The organism is Chlorobiota bacterium, assembly GCA_016700335.1.
Classification (GTDB): domain Bacteria; phylum Bacteroidota; class Ignavibacteria; order OLB7; family OLB7.
In genome coordinates this window covers 2,883,053-2,897,577 of the sequence record CP065014.1, presented here as the reverse complement: position 1 = coordinate 2,897,577, position 14,525 = coordinate 2,883,053, and the positions used below count along the sequence as shown (strand labels likewise).

The window sequence follows — 14,525 nt, the reverse complement described above, 5'->3', positions numbered from 1 at the left end:
TAAAATAGTATTAAACCTCAAAATTAATAAAGTCTTTTTTGTATTGATTTATTTCTATAAATAATCGAATCAAATTTGTAATTTTAAGAAAAAATAAATAAGATTAAATATTTGATAACAACTTTACTTTAAAAAATATGCTTGGGCTTCATTTAATAGATTGGGTTGTAATTTTCATCTATTTTATAATAGTAATTTTAATTGGTTTATGGGGGAGAAAAAAAATCTCAAACACTCAAGATTTCTATCAAGGTGGCAGATCATTCGGTAAGTTTATATCAATTTTTTTAAATCTTGGTACCATAACAGATGCTGGTCAAGCAACGGCTGTAACATCAGAGATATTTAGACAAGGATTGTCTGGAGTTTGGTTTCAGAATCTTGTTTTATTTCATACACCATTCCAATGGTTCACTTCAGCATTACAACGAAGAGCCCGTTATTTAGCACCAGCGGACATATTTTTACACAGATTTGAAAGTAAAACTTTAGCAGGAATTTATGCTTCTGTTCTAATTGCTGTTGCAATTTATTCTAATTCTTTCGGATTTTTATTAACTGGAAAAACTTTACAAGCAATAATGTCAAAGCCAGAATCAGAATATACTTTAAATGAAAAAAATTGTGTAAAAGAATTTGAAGAGTTGAAGTCAATTAAAACGAAAGACTTTTTAACATTGAATAAAGTTGAAAAATTAAGGTTAGATGTTCTGAGTGAAAAAGAAAAGAAAAATGAAATTTATTCATTTGCATCTTACTTAAATTTAAACAGCTTTTATATCTTTTATGCTATAATAATTGCTCTTTATACTGTAATTGGAGGGTTGTTTGCTGTGGCTATAATAGATGTAATTCAAGGGCTTCTGATTTTGTTTTTATCCATAGCTTTAATACCAGCTGCATTTCTAAAATTAGGAGGATTTGCTGTGTTGGCTGGTAAAATTTCACTCGATAAATTCAATCTTTTTGGAAGTTCACCGTTGAGTGATTATACATGGTATTTTGTAGCAAGTTTTGCTTTTTTAAATTTAATTGTAAACGCACCTAAAAATTTTGGTTTAGGAGGAGCTGCAAAAGATGACATTTCAGCAAGAATTGGATTTGTTGGTGGAGCAATGATTAAAAGAGTAATGATGGTAGGCTGGGCTATAACTGGTTTGTTTGCGTTAGCATTATATTCAGATAAAGTTTCTGATCCAACAAATGTTTGGGGATATATGGCTCATGATCTTTTAGGAGCAGGAGCGTTGGGACTAATGATTGCAGCTATATTCTCGGCTAATATGGATGGGAATGCTACAGTTTCTTTAGATGCTTCAGCTGCTTTTGTAAAGAATATTTTTCTTCCGATTAAAAAAAATGCAACTGAAAAAGAACAAATGATTTTGGGCAGATTTATTGTACTCATAGTATTAATTCCTGCTATATTTTTCGCCTCATATTTAAATGATATACTTGTAGTATTTAAATATATTTTATCTATAGGAACGATAACTTCACCTGCTATTTGGTTAGCATATTTTTGGAGGAAATTAAATACTAAAGCTGTAATTATTCAAATGATAATATCAATTGTCTTAATTGTTTTAATACCAAATTTAATTTCTAAAATTGATTCACTATCAACTAATAAATTCTTAATATCACAAACTGAAGTACAATTTGTTGACTTAAAATTAAAGGCTTCAAATGAGGATGTCAACTTAGGTTTAGCAAAAACAGTGGGTCAAGTAATTACAAAGAAAGAATTGATACCACCAACCCCAATATTTTTTGAAAGAATAGTTAGAGATAATCCAAATGATACAAATTCGTTAAAACATGGAGAGGGTTTATTCAAACCTCAAATATGGATTCTATCTAAATTAGGTTTTGATTTTAGTAAAATGAGAAAATCACATATTTCAACTGCAGGTTTTATGTTTGATGCTATTTTCCCATTTATAGTTTTAATTTTAATTTCTCTTTTCACAAGAAAAAACAACGTATATGTGCTAAATGATTTTTATGCAAGAATAAACACTCCAGCTCATTCAGATAAGGTTTTAGATGCAAAGTTAGTACAGTTAAAAATAGATAATCCAAGCTTGGTAGAAGCTAATAAGTTGTTCTCAAATACAGATATTGAAATATGGAAACCAACAAAGGAGGATATAATAGGTTTTATTTTATGTATATTATTTGTACTTATGATTATTGGAGCATACTCATTAATAGCAAGTTTTGGAGGGAGCTAAAGCATCTATATTAAATTTAAATTTCGAATATCAATTTTTGAAAATCGAGCAATATTATTCTTTTTTTCTAGCCGCAATTAGCATTAGAATCAATCCAAAAGAAAGGGTATAAATTGTTGATCCTAGAAGTGATGTTAAAAGATATACAATATCTTTTGAATCAGTTGGTGAAATATGAAATACTTGATAAATAACACTTCGAATTATTGATGAAATACCTAATGCAATTAAAAATCGTGGAATACCAATACTCTCTTGAAATGATTTTTCTTCAACAAAAAAATATCCAGCCACAAAACCTGATAGCATAAGAGTTAAAGCGTTTGTGCCAGTTATCTCGTTACCTAAAAAATCAAAAAGTATTCCAACAAGAAATCCAGTAAGTAGGGCTGTAAACTGACCTTCAATTAAAGCTATTACTACTACAAAAACTACTAGAAAATCGGGAGAAATACCATTTATTTCTATATAAATTGTATTAATCTGTAGTAACAATAATAAAATTGCAACACCTATATTAATGAGATATTTTTTTGAAGGTAGCAAGTATTATTAATCTTAAATAAAAGTATATTTGGAAAAAAATTGACTATTTTTTAATAAAGTACAACTGTGTTGCCACCAGAAGTGCTAGCTTTGTTCAGAGCTTGAGAAGCTCCACTTATAATAGAATCAGTAGTTATACCTTTTTGAAAATCATTAATACCAATAGAAACTGTTATTGAAATCTTTTTTTCCTTAAAAGTAATTAAATTCCCAACTATTTGTTTCCTAATTTTTTCACTCCATAAGTATGCATCTTGATCTTTTTTACCAATTAATACAACTCCAAAAGTAGTTTCGTTATATCTACCAATAAATTCGAAACTTAAAATATTTTCAGCAATTAAGTTCCCTATAACTTTAAAAACATATTCTTCAAATTCCTCCATTGTTAATGAATCAAATGTAGAATTTGTATCTACTGTAACTAACAAAAAAGATAAGTCATTTGAAAAATTATTACTTCTTTCAATCTCATTTGTTAATTCATTCAATAAATGCTTCCGGTTATAAAATCCAGTTGTTTCATCATAAATTACAGATGTAGTTATTGCTCTACTTGAATGAGAAACCTCTATTGCCATTGCAGAATACCTAGCTATAGATCTAATAATAGATATGTCTCTTGGGATAAATGCAGATTTCAGTTGACTTTCAATAACTACAGCTCCATAACACTTCATTGAACCAATTAAAGGAATTGCTAAAAATGAACCTTGGTTATCAAGTTGTTCAGACTTGCAAAATCTAACTTCATTTGTTAAACATTCAATATAAATTTCTTGAGCATATTTTGTTGAACGACCTATTAAACTTGAATTAATATCTGGCAATAAATTTTTGATTCTAATCTGAGAATTACTTTGGTAATAAGCTGAAATTTTCCAAATAAATTTAAGTTCATCGAATAAAACAACAGCGATATAATCCGAGGGAATCAAATCTGTAATTGAAGTAACTAAAGCTTCAGAAACTGAATCTGGGCTTGCGCTAGAACCTATTAAGCTTTTTTGTATATTATCAAAAGAGTTGAATGCCTTAATTGGTAGTTCTGAATCATAACTATTCGTGTAACCTAAAATTAAATTTCCAATCAACCTCAAATAATCCGTTAGAGAAATCAATGTTCTTTCATCATAACATGAGTATTCCTTAGAATCACAAGCAAGAATACCAATTACTTCACCATGTAGTAAAATTGGAAGACCAATAAAAGATTTTATGTCTGTTCTTTTATTGTAATATCTTATCATCTCAGTTTCTGAAGCTTCACTCAATTCTGTAATTATTTCTGGAGCAATATTTTGAGCAATTTTTGAAATAACATCTCTAGAATAATTTATAGAGACCCCAGTTTTAAAATTAAATTTATCACGACCAACGCATACTTCTGGAATTATATTAGATAATGAATTATTAATCCAAAAAAACATTACACTGTTTGAGGGTATTGCACGGTAAATAATTTCAAGTACTAGATTTAAGTTTGATATGAATTCTTTTCTAGGAGAATTTTCACTACTATTGGCATTATCATTTTCTGATATTATAGTTAAAAAATTCTTTAATAGTAAATTCTTACTTCCAATTAAGTTAACTTGTTGATTAGAGTTTACAATTTCATCAATAGATTGATTTCGTTTAGTTGATGCAAAAATCTTAGCACGTTTTCTTCTTGGTTTAATTTCAGTAATGACAATTTTATTAGGCATTTTAGTTATTCTAAAATCCTCATCAATTGGATAATTATTAACTGGAAATTCAGATTTTTGGTAATCATTTTCAGAATAATCATTCCCATCATTTACTTCATTTAAATCATATTGTTCATCTTCATTACTATACTGTTTTGATGGGTTGATTTTATTTCTATCAAAAATGGAATTTTTAGAATAAACTTCCTTTTCAATTTTTTCCCTACTTATTAATATGGTTGTTAAAGAGAAGATTCCTATTAAAGCAGCAATTCCACAAATAACTTTTATTAAAATTACATCAAGCAAAATAGCTAAAGTTATACCTACAATGATTACAACTATAGTTAACCAGTCATTTTTTTTTATTATTGAAAAAAAATTCATTTACAGATTGAAAAACATATTAAGTTTCTATAAAATAAATTACAAAGTAAAAATACAAAAGTTTATATCCAATTTATCTTCTTTCAAAACTTAATAACTCAACTATTGTATTATTTGAAATCTTCTGAGATATTTGTTGTTTCTTACCTTTTGATTCACCAACTTTTCCTTCCCCAGTCATGATTAGCAACGATGTTAATTTTGTCTTTTTTGAAATTGGGAAACCAGTTTCAATATCTATATAATTTTCACCACCACCTTCCATTTTAGCATCATCTAAAATGGCATTGAGTTCTTTATTTGAAAACTTTTTTTGAGGGAAAGTTGAGGATAGTGAAACAATAATTCTAGCACATTTACGATCTTTTACTTCATTAATATCAGCAAGTTTATAACTGTAAAGTCCAATTGAAGGAACACCTAATGCAGTAGCAGTATCCTTCCTAGTCCATTCCTTGCCAGCTATTATTGGGTCTTCTGGTAACGATTGCATAAACAATTGTTGAACAACAGATTGAAATCCTTCTAACTTTAAAGCTAATTTTATCTGCTCTAATGTTTGAGGTTTAATGCTATCTTTCTTATTACCAAGAATCGCATTAACAATTGGATCAATATTTGCAACTTCACGAAGTTCTCCTTTTTTAGAAAAAGTTAATATTACTTTATTACCAATCAATGCTTCAAATTGATCAGCTCCAGCTACTTTTTTTGTTGTTTTATCTTGAGAATTATATCTAATCTTTTTTCCTAAAGAATCCATTTTATTAGGTGGCATCTCCTGCATTGCTCTTATGCTGTCGTAAACCATGTCCATAGTATAAGATCCATCTTTGTTTACACCTGTAACTTTCATTGAGAAACAATAAACTTTATCTTCAATTCCTCTAATTCCAGACATTTCTGTAGTACTCTTTTGAGTTACACGATAAGAGAAATTATCCCCTTCCTTTGGTTGAGGTAATATATTATATGTTTCTGTTGGTTCAGATACTATAGGTTTTGGATCAACATTAGTTTTAGTCTCAATTTCAGTAGATCCATCATTTTCAGATTTTATAGTCTCATTAGCTCCTTCTTTATTTGAGTCGGAGACTACTTTATTCCCTAATGTTTGATTTGTTTTTGAATCATTTGTTTTTGGAGAATCTTTCCCACAAGCAGATAATATAATAGTTGTAGATAATATTACAAATAAACTTTTCAATAACTTACAATTTTGATTAGGAAACATTATTATATTTAAAATTTAGTGACAAAATAGCTTTCAAGATTTAACAGTTTGCAAAGATAATAAAAAATGAGTAAGGACTTAGTGGTATAATAATGTTCACTTCAATAATCTAAAAAAGAAGAATAATAGATTGAAAAAACCTTTCAAATTTACTTTTTAAATAAATTAAATTAATCATTGGTTAAAAAATTTAAAATATAGGTTCAAATTATTTAAGATTATTAAAAAAAATATATGTCTCTAATTTGAGATACTTACCCCAAATTTAATTCCAGAAATATTAGTATTAGTTCTAGATATTGTGTAAGCTGGAAACCAAATCATTAACTTTATATCATTTGGAGAATTTATTGCGTCCTCAATAACATTTGGAAGTAGAAGTAGTGGTTTTAAATATGCAGTAGCTCCAATTTCGAAGTTAATATCATTTATAGATACACTCTTAAAATTATTAAAAACAACTCCTAAGCCACTATATAAGCCAAAATCAAACCATTTTATTTTAGTAATTGCATTGCTCTTAAGCAAATCATTCAAAGTAATTTTACAGCCAATTATATTATCGGCGAAATTGTTACCAGTAGAATCACTACCCAAAGAAGGCATAAAACCTTGTTGTGGAAGAATTAATCCAATTGATTGCATAAATTTTGGATTTATGTTTTTTACTAAGTTATGAACTACATTATCTTGAATCTCTAATTCTCTTGAACCAGCTAAATTAAATTTAAAAAGATTTGGTAAATCACCTGTGGAAACCCCAGTAAAGAAATTACCTTCAAGTTGAAACTTATTAATTAAAAAATTTAACTTTACATCAATTGTCCATTGTAAAAATGAATTCTGACTCAAAAAACTAGAGAAGAACTTTGATGTTGTTTTTATACTTAATTTATTAGAAGAATTTGAAAATTTATGATACAGAGTTATATAATTTACATTATCATTTTCTAAAATTAAATTATAATTTCGAGTTGCTTTAATACCAATTGTGTTTATAGATTTTGAATTTAATTCTTCTCTAATAATTTTATCAAAACCAATATCCCAAATTTGATTGCCAAAATAATTCGTCAATCCTAAGTTCAATTTAGCATCACGTCCTAATTCATTTACTCTTGTTGAGTATTGCAAATCATAATCAATTCTATTTGATTTGAAATTGTAATACAATCCAATTTTCGAGTTGTATTTATTGAACACATAACCCCCATCTGCAATAAAGCCTATTTGAACACCATCAAAATCTGAATACCATAATGAAGGTCTAAATCTTATAGAGTAAGATGAAAGTGGTCTTTTCAAATCCCATCTTTTATAGATAGCTGTTTGAACATTTGGTAATAAATTTGAAATTAAATCGGTTGTTGCAACATTGTTAGTTCTGTCTAAATCAGCTAACATTAATGAATGATCAATTTCAGCTTTTACAACTTCTTTAGGTGTTATAAATTTAGTTTGATATTCTTTTGAAACACTCCTCCAAGGTGGTAATCTAAAATAAATATTATCTTTATAATAATTCTCTAATGGTACTAATGCTGATGAAGTTGAGCCATCACTATAAGTTAAAAGTATATCTAATGGCATACTAATTTCTCCATTTTTTGAGATTTCAATTGATGTTAGAAACCCTCCAATAGTTTTATTTGATTGTAAATTATTTAAAGAATAATCACATTTTTTAGTTGTACCAATCCAATTATTAAAAAAATCATCTAATTTTACACCACTTGCATTTTCCATGCATAGTTCAAAATCTCTTAAAGTTGGATGATGAAATTTCCAACTCGTAACATATAATTTCATTCCAGTCCAAAAAACATTATCTCCTAAAAAATATCTTAACTGACGGAGTACAGTTTCACCCTTTGAATATACAATTTCAGAATTGGAATTATTTTTAAATTTATCATGATATGTGCTCAATGGCTCATCAAATCCAAACTCAGACAAATTATAATATCCTTGTAAATCTCTCCACGGTTCATTATCCCAATTGTAAACAATTTTATCAAATCCAGTATATGGGTTTGTTGTATCAGTTAACATTAAAGATTTACTTTTTACCTCAGTAGAAATAAAATTTGTAAACCCCTCATCTAACCATGCTTCCTGAGTTTCATTGTTTCCAACCATACCGTAAAACCATTGATGACCAATTTCATGAGCCAAAACACCTGCTAATGATTTTTCAGGCCGAAATCCAGTAATCATAACTAATTGAGGATACTCCATACCCCTATCCCCTGCCATGGAAATTGTTATTTGATTGTATTCATACTTTCCTAAAAGATTATTGTAAAAACTCAAAATCTTTTTTGTCCAATCAGATACTTTAAACCAAAAATCTCTTGCATTTTTTTTATAGAGTAAATGAATTACAACATTGTTTAAATGAGATATTTGATGAATATATTCTCTATCTGCTACCCAAGCAAAATCATGAACATTCTCTGCCTTAAAATGCCAAGTTTTAAAACCCTTACCTTTATCTTTAGGAATTAAAATCGTATCTTTATTGCTAAACTCATAACCACATTTAACTTCTTCTGGATTTTGAATTGCACCAGTTGAACCAACAATAAAATCTGAAGGTAATTTAATTGTTACATCAAAATCTCCCCATACTCCATAAAACTCACCTCTAATGTACTCTTCATTATGCCAACCACTATAATCATATTCAGCGAGTTTTGGGTACCACTGAGCCATTGAAAATTCAACACCTTCGCTATTCATCCATCCTGCTCTTCGTTTAAATTTTGGAATTATAGTTATCCATTCCATCTCAAGAAATGTTGAATCTCCTGGTAATAAAGGAGTATTTAGCTTAGCTTCTAAAATAGTTCCTACAATTGTGAATGAAATTAATTTACCGTTTTGCTTGAGTGAATCAACTGATACTAATCCTGCTTCGTCTTTAGGTATATTCTCAAAGTCTGAAATAGATTTATTGTTATCTTCTAATAAATGTTCTTTATTATAAATACTCATCATACTTCCTTTTTGAAAAGCATTGTAATAAAGATGATAAAATACTTTGTTTAAAGTATCAGAGGAATTATTTGTATAAGTTAGTTTTTGAGTACCTTTGTACTGATGTTCAAGTGCATCTAATGTAATATCCATTTTATAAGTCACTCTCTGTTGCCAAGCAATTATAAAATGATAATTAGCAATAAATAAAATAATAATCAAGAACTTTTTCATTTACAGTAAGAATAATTTATGAAAGTAATTTCTCCAAACTTATCATTATACAATTTAGCACAATCTAAATCTGTTTTTGTAAAACATAACAGAGGGTTAATTCTTGGAACAGGGAATGATAGGCTAGATCTATTACATCGGTTATCAACTAATTCAACAAGGGATTTAAAACAAGGTGATGAAGTAGAAAATATTTTAACAACAGATAAAGGAAGAATTTTTTCCATACTTCGGATATTAGCATTTAAAGATCAAATTATTATGGTAACTCCAGATTCCATTACAGCTGAAAACACGATTTCATGGTTAGAAAAGTATACTATAATGGATGATTTTAAGACTAAAAATATATCAAAAGACTATAAAGTAATTTCAATTTTTGGAGATGACACTAGTGAAATAGTTACTTCACTTTTTGGAGTTACTCCTCCAGACAAAGGTAAATATGCTACAATTTTTATTGCTGAAAAAGAAGCATTTATTATTCGTTCAAACAGATTTACTGGAGCAACCTCTTTTTCAATTATATTACCTATCGAAATTTATGATTTTTTAACAAATATTATTTCAGAAGTAATCCCTGAAATAGATAATGAAACTTACTTAACCTTTAGAATTGAAGCAGGTTTGCCTACATTTGGTTCTGAACTAAACGAGAATTATAATCCACTTGAAGCCGGAATAACTAATTTAATTTCGTGGACAAAAGGATGTTATATTGGGCAAGAAGTGATTGCTCGATTAGACACTTATGATAAAGTTCAAAGACATCTTTGTGGATTAGTTCTAAATCAAAATGTAAAGGATCATGAATATGATTTATTGACTATAAACTCAATAGATGATGATGCAAGAATAGGAACTATAACTTCAATCTGCTTCTCCCCTAAGCTTAATAAAACAATTTGTTTAGGTTATATTAAAACAAAATATGCCATCCCTGAATTGAATGTAAATGTTAATCATGAAAATCTAAAAATATCAGATGCTCTAATAACAAAAATCCCATTTATTTAATTGGAAATAAAAACATCACTATTTACAATATAATTATTGGATTTAATAAAAATAGTTAATAGATACCCAAATTGTTTTTCCTAACTCAACATTATTTAGGTTCAAAGGATTAGTTAGTGTCAACATTTTATAAATAATATTAAAGAATGTTGTAAAAGTTATAATTGAAATATTGATAATTCAAATCCAAGATAAATGAAAGTACTTCTAACTAAATCAAAAAAAGATTATGTGCTATTAAAAAATGAATACTTAAAAGCAGGTATTGATTTGATAAGTTGCGAATCTATAGAGTTAAAGCCATTTACAATAGATCCATGTGGTACTAGAAGTATTAGAAGAATAGCTAATAATTGCCCTGTTCTAATAACAAGTTCATTTGCATGTGAGCTATGGTTAGATTTAAGAGAGACATATTTTGTAAACTCAAGACCAAAATATTATATAGTTGTTGGGAATAAAACTGCAGAAATGTTAAAAGAATCTGACCCAGATATTCCAATTGAAACAATAGTAAACTCCGCTAAGGAATTAAAGGATTACAATTTTACAAACATTGAAAAAATCTTGTATCCATGTAGTAAATCTAGGAGAGATGAGGTATTTGAAATTATGTTAATGAAGAAAATATCAATTATAGATTTCCCAATTTACTCGATTGAAAAACCAGATAATCTAAGCCAAAAAATTGAAAATTGTGTTTTAGAAAATGAAATTAATTTTATAGTATTCTATTCACCATCAGCAGTCATAAATTTTTTTGAGTCGATTTCCAACCATTCTCTTAATCAACTTAAAGATAATTTAACAACTTATGTAGCAATAGGAGAAACTACAAAAAATGAAATTAATAAGTATATTAGTTCAAATGTTATAGTTGCTGAAAACCCAAGTAATAAAGCTATTATAGAGCAAATCCAAATCTTTAAAAAGTGAGTTGTAATTGAAATTATAAATAACAAGAATTATAAAAATTATTTAAATGAAACTTAAATTAGATTTACATGAAATATTTAATAAAGGTGATAAAATAGAATCTGCTCTTAATAATATTATTTTAGAAGCAATCAAAAAAAAAGCACCATTGATTGAAATAATTCCAGGAAAAGGATCAGGTCAACTTAAGAAAAAAGTGATTAGATTTTTAGATCAAAAAGAAATAAAGTTATTGTACCACAGAGTTGAAAAAGATAGTAAAAACTTTGGAAGACTTTTCGTACATTTTAGACATAAATAATTTAGTGATACTCTTAGAAACCATATAAAACATGGCTTGGTAGAGATTCTTAAATATTTTATATATATTACAATTAACATTAAGAAAAAAAATATATCAATCAAATTCTAGACTACAATAAAAATTTAATTAAATTTTTATTGTAGTTTTTTTTAGATGAAAAAGCTAATTTTTATTCTAAATATTTTGAAATAATATTTAACTTAAAAAATTAAATATTGTTATCACAAAAAAATTATGAATTTTAAAAATGAGAAAATAAAAATAAAAAAATGCTTGTACATATTGTAATTAAGCGGTTCCATTGAAATATTAAATCTAATATAAATTATATAAAAAAAATATTATAAAAAATAAATTAGTTTAAAAATTAATTAATAAAAAAATAATGTTGAAAATACATTGATTCTAAGCGGACTGTAGAGGAAACTATAAATAGTTAAAATTTATATTTTGAAATATAATTAATTAATGAATAAAATAAAATTTCAAGATTTAATATTTAAGGGTGAAATTTTTTTGAAAATCAAAAATAAATATAAAGTATTATTTGTGTTATAAATGTTAGAATAATATTTAAATATTAATATATCGATTCTCTGCAATGGTAGTGTTTAAGAGTAATACAAGGTATAGTATAAGAGCAAAAGATAAGTATAAAAGTTAGAAGAAGTTAAAATAATGAAAATATTTATTTATTAGTTTTTAACATTTTTATGATTTATGTTTTAATAATGTTATTATTTTTGTAATGATAATAGTACATATAAATTGAACTATGAATAATCTTTTTGAAAAAAAAATAATTGTAGGAGTTACTGGAAGTATAGCAGCTTATAAGAGTGTACTTTTAGTTAGAGAATTAACTAAACTTGGAGCTGAAGTTAAAGTAATAATGACTCCATCAGCAACTAATTTTATTACACCATTAACTTTTGCAACTATATCAAAACATCAGGTAGCTATTTCAATGTATCCAGTTTCTGGTCAAGAGCCTTCAAGTGGTTCATGGCATATTGACTTGGCATTATGGGCAGATATAATGATTATTGCTCCTGCAACTGCATCAACTATTTCTAAGCTAGCAACAGGGAATACTGATAATGCATTAACTATAGTTGCTTCAGCATTGAGAGCGAAAATATTTGTTGCACCTGCTATGGATTCTGATATGTATGAATATCCAGCATTCAAAACAAATATTGATTTGTTAAAGAATTATGGAATGATAGTGTTGCCTTCTCCAAAAGGTGAATTAGCAAGTGGCATTTTTGGTGAAGGTAGAATGTGTGAACCTTTAGATATTGTTAAATATTTAAATGATTATTTTATTTATAAAAGTTCTTTGAAAGGATATAAAATACTAGTGACAGCTGGGCCAACTTATGAACCAATTGATACTGTGAGATACATAGGAAATTATTCTTCAGGGAAAATGGGTTATGAAATTACTCAAGAGGCATTAAATAGAGGTGCAGAAGTAAGATTAGTTACTGGACCAACAAGTTTAAAAGCACCAAATGGATCAGAGGTATTATTTGTAACTACAGCAATGGAAATGTATGAAGCAGTAATTACAACAACTGAAAAATATGATGTGATTATTTGCTCTGCTGCTGTATCCGATTATAAACCTAAAAATTTTATTAATAAAAAAATTAAAAGAAGAGATTATGAAACATCTAATTTTAATTTAGAGTTGGTGGAAACCCAAGACATATTAAAATATATTGGTGGAGATAAAAAAAATAATCAGTTGCTAGTTGGGTTTGCTTTAGAAACAGAAAATATGATTGAAAATGCTAAGAAGAAATTGATTGAAAAAAATTGTGATTTAATTGTTGCAAATCCTGCTAAAACTGAAGGAGCTGGTTTTGATGTAGATACTAATATTATAACATTAATTACTGAGGATAAAGTTATTGAATTACCAATTATGAGCAAAAAAGATTGTGCTATGGAAATATTAAATGAAATAGAATTTCTTTTAAAAAAATCTAATAAAATAAACAGGGAATCAATTGAAGTTTAAATTATGTTAAATAATAAATTTGATGAATAAAAGTTCTTTGAAAGATGAAATAAAAAAATATCTTATCCAACAAGTTGAAGTATATGGAGATATTGTTTTAAAGAATGATCAAAATTTTGGTAAACAAAAAATCTCTTTAATAAATTCTGAAGTTCAAAAAATTTTGATAAATAATGAAGAAAATAAAATAGTTAACAAGAATTCATCAGTTATAGAAAATGAGTCTGAAAAAAATGGAAATGTATTGGATTATAGTAGTATAAATTCTGTTTGGTTAGAAGCAGAATCTTTAATGTTGCTTAATGATAAAATTTGTAACTGTCAACGTTGTTCATTAGCTAATTCAAGAGATAAATTCGTTTTCGGCAGTGGAAATGAGAATGCAGATATTGTAATTATAGGAGAAGCTCCTGGAGCAGAAGAGGATAAACAAGGGTTACCTTTTGTAGGCGCTGCTGGTCAGCTTTTAACAAAAATTCTTGAAGCAGTAAATTTTAAAAGGGATGAAGTTTATATATGTAATATTTTAAAATGTAGACCACCAGAAAACAGAACTCCAGAATTGTCAGAAGTGGAAAAATGTGAGCCATATTTGATAAAGCAATTGAATTTAATAAAACCAAAATTTATTCTTGCTTTAGGGTTAACAGCTGCAAATACATTACTGAAAAAAAAATCTAAAATGATGGATTTGAGAGGTGAAGTTCATTACTATAATGAGATACCACTAATAATAACATATCATCCTGCTGCATTGCTTAGGAATCCAAGTTGGAAAAGAGCTACATGGGAAGATGTGCAAATGTTACGAAACTTATATGATGAAGCTATTAAAAATTAAAATTGTAAAAAGGTAAGATTATTTTATTTATATTTTTTTCAAAAGAATTTTAAAGATAACAATAGAGAAATTTAGCGAAAGCTAAGTAAA

Annotated in this window: 10 protein-coding genes; 6 read left to right on the top strand and 4 right to left on the bottom strand. The window is 27.2% G+C overall.

What is annotated here, in order from left to right:
• Positions 1-137: 137 nt before the first annotated feature.
• Entirely contained in the window at positions 138-2,237 is a 2,100-nt protein-coding gene (locus IPP08_11755) for a sodium:solute symporter family protein (protein QQS66415.1), read from the top strand.
• Positions 2,238-2,291: 54 nt separating this feature from the next.
• On the opposite strand, the gene mreD is transcribed toward IPP08_11755, so the two are convergent.
• From mreD to IPP08_11735, 4 genes are all read right to left on the bottom strand, one after another.
• Positions 2,292-2,783, bottom strand: coding sequence for a rod shape-determining protein MreD (mreD, locus tag IPP08_11750; protein QQS66414.1), 492 nt, complete (start codon positions 2,781-2,783; stop codon positions 2,292-2,294).
• A 50-nt stretch (positions 2,784-2,833) separates the two neighbouring features.
• The gene (locus IPP08_11745) at positions 2,834-4,861 is read right to left on the bottom strand and encodes a diguanylate cyclase (GenBank protein ID QQS66413.1); all 2,028 of its coding nucleotides are present in this window, start codon (positions 4,859-4,861) and stop codon (positions 2,834-2,836) included.
• Positions 4,862-4,934: 73 nt separating this feature from the next.
• Positions 4,935-6,068 carry a hypothetical protein gene (locus IPP08_11740; GenBank protein ID QQS66412.1) on the bottom strand — a complete coding sequence of 378 codons (1,134 nt, stop codon included), beginning with the start codon at positions 6,066-6,068 and terminating at the stop codon, positions 4,935-4,937.
• A gap of 267 nt (positions 6,069-6,335) precedes the next feature.
• A complete protein-coding gene (locus IPP08_11735) occupies positions 6,336-9,308 on the bottom strand; it encodes a M1 family metallopeptidase (GenBank protein QQS66411.1) in 2,973 nt (990 codons plus the stop codon).
• An 18-nt stretch (positions 9,309-9,326) separates the two neighbouring features.
• On the opposite strand from IPP08_11735, the gene IPP08_11730 reads away from it, so the two are divergent.
• The 5 genes from IPP08_11730 (at position 9,327) to IPP08_11710 (ending at position 14,435) form a co-directional block, all read left to right on the top strand.
• Positions 9,327-10,325, top strand: coding sequence for an aminomethyl transferase family protein (locus IPP08_11730; protein ID QQS66410.1), 999 nt, complete (start codon positions 9,327-9,329; stop codon positions 10,323-10,325).
• 195 nt (positions 10,326-10,520) lie between these two features.
• Positions 10,521-11,261 (top strand): uroporphyrinogen-III synthase, encoded by a 741-nt coding sequence (locus IPP08_11725; protein QQS66409.1) that lies wholly within the window; start codon positions 10,521-10,523, stop codon positions 11,259-11,261.
• A 46-nt stretch (positions 11,262-11,307) separates the two neighbouring features.
• On the top strand, positions 11,308-11,562 hold the full coding sequence (locus tag IPP08_11720) for a Smr/MutS family protein (GenBank protein ID QQS66408.1): 255 nt from the start codon (positions 11,308-11,310) through the stop codon (positions 11,560-11,562).
• 778 nt (positions 11,563-12,340) lie between these two features.
• On the top strand, positions 12,341-13,594 hold the full coding sequence (coaBC, locus tag IPP08_11715) for a bifunctional phosphopantothenoylcysteine decarboxylase/phosphopantothenate--cysteine ligase CoaBC (GenBank protein ID QQS66407.1): 1,254 nt from the start codon (positions 12,341-12,343) through the stop codon (positions 13,592-13,594).
• A 292-nt stretch (positions 13,595-13,886) separates the two neighbouring features.
• On the top strand, positions 13,887-14,435 hold the full coding sequence (locus IPP08_11710) for a uracil-DNA glycosylase (protein ID QQS67890.1): 549 nt from the start codon (positions 13,887-13,889) through the stop codon (positions 14,433-14,435).
• The last annotated feature ends 90 nt before the right edge of the window (positions 14,436-14,525 follow it).

What these genes read in the sequence shown, in the direction of transcription:
- IPP08_11725 (QQS66409.1), top strand. Translation starts at nt 10,521, where the DNA reads ATGAAAGTACTTCTAACTAAATCAAAAAAAGATTATGTGCTATTAAAA.
- IPP08_11755 (QQS66415.1), top strand. Translation starts at nt 138, where the DNA reads ATGCTTGGGCTTCATTTAATAGATTGGGTTGTAATTTTCATCTATTTT.
- IPP08_11720 (QQS66408.1), top strand. Translation starts at nt 11,308, where the DNA reads ATGAAACTTAAATTAGATTTACATGAAATATTTAATAAAGGTGATAAA.
- IPP08_11745 (QQS66413.1), bottom strand. Translation starts at nt 4,861, where the DNA reads ATGAATTTTTTTTCAATAATAAAAAAAAATGACTGGTTAACTATAGTT.
- IPP08_11710 (QQS67890.1), top strand. Translation starts at nt 13,887, where the DNA reads ATGTTGCTTAATGATAAAATTTGTAACTGTCAACGTTGTTCATTAGCT.
- IPP08_11735 (QQS66411.1), bottom strand. Translation starts at nt 9,308, where the DNA reads ATGAAAAAGTTCTTGATTATTATTTTATTTATTGCTAATTATCATTTT.
- IPP08_11730 (QQS66410.1), top strand. Translation starts at nt 9,327, where the DNA reads ATGAAAGTAATTTCTCCAAACTTATCATTATACAATTTAGCACAATCT.
- coaBC (QQS66407.1), top strand. Translation starts at nt 12,341, where the DNA reads ATGAATAATCTTTTTGAAAAAAAAATAATTGTAGGAGTTACTGGAAGT.